Genomic DNA, 4691 nt, shown 5'->3' on the forward strand with positions numbered 1-4691 from the left:
TCGTCCCGGCGGTCGTCTCGCTGCTCGGCCGCGCGCGCCGCGTCCCGGCCGGTCGCCCGCGACCGGCCGGGACGGCACCGACGGGTCGGTAGATTGGGGCCGGTGCAGCCCGTGAAGATCGACAGCGAGTTCGTCACCGCGCCCCGCGCCACGTACGCCCGGCTCCGCGAACAGGGACCGGTGCACCGCGCCCTCGCGCCGGACGGCACCCAGGTCTGGCTGGTCACCCGGTACGAGCACGTGCGCAAGGCGCTCGCCGATCCGCGCCTGTCCCTCGACAAGGCGCATTCCAGCGGCGGGTACAAGGGTTTCTCGCTGCCGCCCGCCTTGGACGCGAACCTGCTGAACATGGATCCGCCGGCCCACACGCGGCTGCGCCGGATCGTGGCGAAGGGGTTCACGCCGCGCCAGGTCGAGCGTCTCCGGCCCCGAGTACGGAGCATCGCCGACGAACTGCTGGACGCCCTCGACGGAGGCGACGAGGTCGACCTGCTCCCCGCCTACTGCGCGCCGCTGCCGGTCACCGTGATCTGCGAACTCCTCGGTGTCGACGCGGCGGACCGGCGGGACTTCCGCTCCTGGACCGACGGCCTTCTCGCCCCCGAGACCCCGCAGCAGGCACGCGACGCGCTGAGCTCGCTGTACCGCTTCATCGTCGACCTGATCGCGGCCAAGCGCGCCACGCCGGGTGAGGACATGCTGAGCACCCTGATCCAGCTTCGCGACGGGGAGGACCGGCTCAGCGAGAACGAGCTGACCTCCGCCGCCTTCCTCGTCCTGTTCGCCGGCTATGAGAACACGATGCACCTGCTGGGCAACGGCCTGGTCGCGCTGCTGACCCGGCCGGAGGCGCTGGCACGGGCACGGGCGGAGCTGACGCCGGCGGCGGTGGACGAGTTGCTGCGGTTCGATCCGCCGCCGCAGCTGGCGATCCGGCGTTTCCCCAAGGCGGACATCGAACTCGGCGGGGTGATGATCCCGGCCGGGGAGACGGTCATGCTCTCCCTGGTGTCCGCCCACCACGACCGGGACCGGTTCCCCGACGCGGACCGGCTCGACCTGGGCCGCGCCGAAAACCCGCACCTGGGGTTCGGGCACGGCCCCCACTACTGTCTCGGCGCTCCGCTCGCGCGGATGGAGGTCGAGGTCGGCATCGGCGCGCTGCTACAACGCTTCCCGCACCTCGCGCTCGCCGTCACCGAGGACGACCTGCGCTGGCGGAACTCCTTCCGCAACCGCGGGCTCCGCACTCTCCCGGTCACCCTCCGGGCCGCGACCGGCCGCTGAGGGCAGACCTACAGCTAGGCGACGAGGGAGCGCAGGCGGCCCAGGTCGACGTCGAGCAGTGAGGACACGACCGTACGGCCGGGGGCCTCGGGGATCGACACGACGCTGGGCACGACGACGACGTGGCAGCCGGCCGCGGTGGCGCTGTCGGTGCCGGTCGGGGAGTCCTCCAGCGCGACGCAGCGGCGCGGGTCGACGTCCAGGAGGCGTGCCGCGGTGAGGTACGGCTCCGGATGGGGCTTGGTGCGGGCGATCTCGTCGCCCGCGACCGTGACGGTCAGGCGGTCGCGGCCGATGCCGTCCAGGGCGTGCTCCATCAGCGCGCGGTGGGTGGAGGAGACCAGGGCGGAGGGGACGCCCGCCTCGCGTACCTCATCGAGCAGTTCCTTGGCGCCCGGCATCATCGGGACGTTGGCGCGCAGCCGCTCGGCCATGCCGGCCAGCAGCCGGCGTCCGAGGTCCGCTGGATCGGCGACCGGGCCGGTGCGCGCCAGCATGTAGGCGACGGTGCGGGCGATCGAGCCGCCGACCAGGGACTCCTGGTCCTCCGGACCCCACGGAGCGCCCAGGTCGGCCATGACCTCGGCCTCGCTCTCGAACCAGAGTCGTTCGGAGTCCACGAGCAGCCCGTCCATGTCGAACAGGACCGCCTCAAGCACCTGCATCGCCTCCTCGGCGCGCCGGGGGATCTTCGGGAGCACCGAGACTATGCGAGGCGCGTGACCGCCGACGCCATCGGCCGCCCCGTGGCGGGCGCGGGACGGCCGTAAGGCGTACTCACGGGCGGAGTCAGGCGGAGGCGTCGGTCAGACGCGCCAGCTCGTCGGCCGACAGCGTCAGGTCGACCACGGGCAGCAGCGCGGCGAGCTGCTCGGTGTTGCGCGCGCTGGCGATCGGCGCGACCACGGTCGGCTGGGCCAGCAGCCACGCGAGGGCCACGGCGCCCAGGCTCGTGTCGTGGGCCGCGGCGATCTCGTCGAGGACGCCGAGCACCGCCACGCCGCGGTCGTTCAGATACTCGCGGGCGCGCCCGGCGCGCGGGCTGTCGCCCTCCGGCCCGCCCGGCCGGTACTTGCCGGTGAGGAAACCGCGGGCGAGCCCGAAGTAGGGCATCACGCCGAGGTTCTCCCGCCCGCACAGGTCGGCCAGGCCCTCCTCGAAGCCGCGCTCCATGAGGTTGTAGTGCGGCTGCAGGGCCACGAAGCGGGCCAGGCCCTCGGTCTCGGAGATCTTCAGGGCGGCCGCGAGACGCGGAACCTCGTAGTTGGAGGCCGCGATGTAGCGGACCTTGCCCTCGCGTACGAGGTCGTCGAACGTGGCCAGGGTCTCCTCGATCGGCGAGCCGAGGTCGTCGCGGTGCGCGTAGTACAGGTCGATGTGGTCGACGCCCAGGCTCCGCAGCGAGTCCTCGGCGGCGGCGCGGATCGTCGCGGGCCTGAGGTTCGCGCGTTCCCCGGCCATTCCCACCTTGGTGGCGATCACGATGTCGTCGCGGCGGCCCCGCCGGGCCAGCCACCGGCCGATGATCTTCTCGGACTCGCCGCCGGAGTACAGGTCGGCCGTGTCGATGAAGTTGCCGCCCGCCGCCACGTACGCGTCGAGCACCGCGAAGGACGCGTCCTCGTCCGCGGTCCAGCCGAAGACGTTGCCGCCCAGGCAGAGCGGGAAGACGTCGAGTTCCGTATCAGAGATCTTCGTCATGTCGCCGACTCTACGACCGTGTTCACCCTCGTCGGCGGCCAGGCTCACGTGTCGTGGCAGGAGCGGCGGTGATCGACCTCACGGTCGTCGCGTCACCGTTGGGCCCCCGGCACGTTGTCCTACTGACACAATCTCCAACAGGCACACAACGGCGGCCCTAAGGAGCATCCGTGGCTTCGTACCGCAAGGTCCTCGTCGGCACCGACGGTTCCCCCTCATCGTTTCGCGCCGTCGAGGCCGCGGGGCGCGTCGCGGCCGACGCCGGAGCGAAACTGATCATGCTCTGCGCCTACCATCCGATGTCGGACCGCGAGCGCGCCCGCGCCGGCGACCAGCTCGGCGACCTGGCCTACAAGGTGGAGGGGTCCACCCCCGCCGACGACGCCCTGCGGGCGGCGCGCGACCGGGCCATCGCCGCCGGGGCGACGGACGTCGAGGAGGTCGCGGTGGCCGGTGACGCCGTCGACACGCTGCTCGCGCTGGCCGAGGAGCGCGGCGTCGACCTGCTCGTCGTCGGCAACCGGGGGCTCAACAGCCTCGCCGGCCGCCTCCTGGGCTCCGTCCCGGCCAACCTGTCCCACCGGGCCCGCTGCGACGTGCTGATCGTCCGTACGACCGACGGCAAGTGACGCACCCGGGCCCGCCCGGGTGATCTCGGGTGGGCATCGAGCGGCTTACAGGACATAGGCTTGAGATGTCGTGTAAAGGACGCACCGATGAGGAGGCAGCGCGTGGTCGAGCTCGACGATGTGCCCGAGCTCGTCGAGCCGGTGGTGATCGCCGCCTTCGAGGGGTGGAACGACGCCGGTGAAGCGGCGAGCGGTGTGATCCAGCATCTGGAGGAGACCTGGGGCGCGACCCCGCTGGCCGCACTGGACCCGGACGACTACTACGACTTTCAGGTGACGCGGCCCACCGTCGAGCTGGTCGACGGCAAGACGCGGCGCATCAGCTGGCCGACGACGCGGATGTCCGTGGCCAAGCTGCCCGGCTCCGACCGCGACGTCGTGCTGATCCACGGCATCGAACCGAACATGCGCTGGCGGTCCTTCTGCCAGGACATCGTCGGGATCATGCTGGAGCTCGGGGTCGAGACGGCCGTCCTGCTCGGCGCGCTGCTGGCCGACGCGCCGCACACCCGGCCCGTGCCGGTGACCGCGGCCTCCTCCGACACCGGCCTGACCAGCCGCCTGCAGATCGAACCGGCCCGCTACGAGGGCCCCACCGGCGTGCTCGGCGTACTGCAGGACGCCTTCGCCACGGCCGGGCTGGAGACCGTGTCGCTGTGGGCGGCCGTCCCCCACTACGTCGCCCAGCCGCCCTCCCCCAAGGCCACGCTGGCGCTGCTGCGCTGGGTGGAGGACCTCCTCGACGTGTCGGTCCCCATGGGCGAACTGCCCGAACAGGCCCGCGCCTGGGAGCGCGGCGTCAACGAACTGGCCGAACAGGACACCGAAGTGGCCGAGTACGTCCGGGCGCTGGAGGAGCAGAAGGACGCCACGGAACTGCCCGAGGCCAGCGGCGACGCGATCGCCCGCGAGTTCGAGCGCTACCTGCGCCGCCGCGGCGGCGGCGACCCCGGCTGACCCTCCGCACCAGGCGGTGCGGTGCCACCGGCACCCATGCCCGCCCCGGCTCCGCCGCTGTTCGTGTCCGCCGTCCGCTCTACCTGGGCGAGATCGGCGCGGCCGCGCGCCCGCGTT

5 protein-coding genes are annotated in these 4691 nt (G+C 72.5%); 3 read left to right on the forward strand and 2 right to left on the reverse strand.

From position 1 onward, the window contains the following. Positions 1-102 precede the first annotated feature (102 nt). A complete protein-coding gene (locus ACFFNX_RS42780; RefSeq protein ID WP_378211975.1) occupies positions 103-1287 on the forward strand; it encodes a cytochrome P450 family protein in 1185 nt (394 codons plus the stop codon). A gap of 14 nt (positions 1288-1301) precedes the next feature. Here the strand turns inward: ACFFNX_RS42780 and ACFFNX_RS42785 are convergent, their stop codons facing one another. Both ACFFNX_RS42785 and ACFFNX_RS42790 read right to left on the reverse strand, forming a co-directional pair. Beyond that, the gene (locus ACFFNX_RS42785) at positions 1302-1988 is read right to left on the reverse strand and encodes an HAD family hydrolase (RefSeq protein ID WP_378211976.1); all 687 of its coding nucleotides are present in this window, start codon (positions 1986-1988) and stop codon (positions 1302-1304) included. 88 nt (positions 1989-2076) lie between these two features. Beyond that, positions 2077-2988, reverse strand: a complete 912-nt coding sequence (locus ACFFNX_RS42790) for an aldo/keto reductase (RefSeq protein ID WP_378211977.1) — start codon at positions 2986-2988, stop codon at positions 2077-2079. A 170-nt stretch (positions 2989-3158) separates the two neighbouring features. Here ACFFNX_RS42790 and ACFFNX_RS42795 point away from each other — a divergent pair, with 170 nt between their 5' ends. Together ACFFNX_RS42795 and ACFFNX_RS42800 are read left to right on the forward strand one after the other, a co-directional pair. After that, a complete protein-coding gene (locus tag ACFFNX_RS42795; protein WP_378211979.1) occupies positions 3159-3617 on the forward strand; it encodes a universal stress protein in 459 nt (152 codons plus the stop codon). 102 nt (positions 3618-3719) lie between these two features. Next, positions 3720-4574, forward strand: coding sequence for a PAC2 family protein (locus tag ACFFNX_RS42800; protein WP_378211980.1), 855 nt, complete (start codon positions 3720-3722; stop codon positions 4572-4574). Positions 4575-4691: the final 117 nt, after the last annotated feature.

Origin of the sequence: Actinoallomurus acaciae, from assembly GCF_042429965.1 — a bacterium.
GTDB classification, from domain to species: Bacteria; Actinomycetota; Actinomycetes; order Streptosporangiales; family Streptosporangiaceae; genus Actinoallomurus; species Actinoallomurus acaciae.

What these genes read in the sequence shown, in the direction of transcription:
- ACFFNX_RS42790 (WP_378211977.1), bottom strand. Translation starts at nt 2,988, where the DNA reads ATGACGAAGATCTCTGATACGGAACTCGACGTCTTCCCGCTCTGCCTG.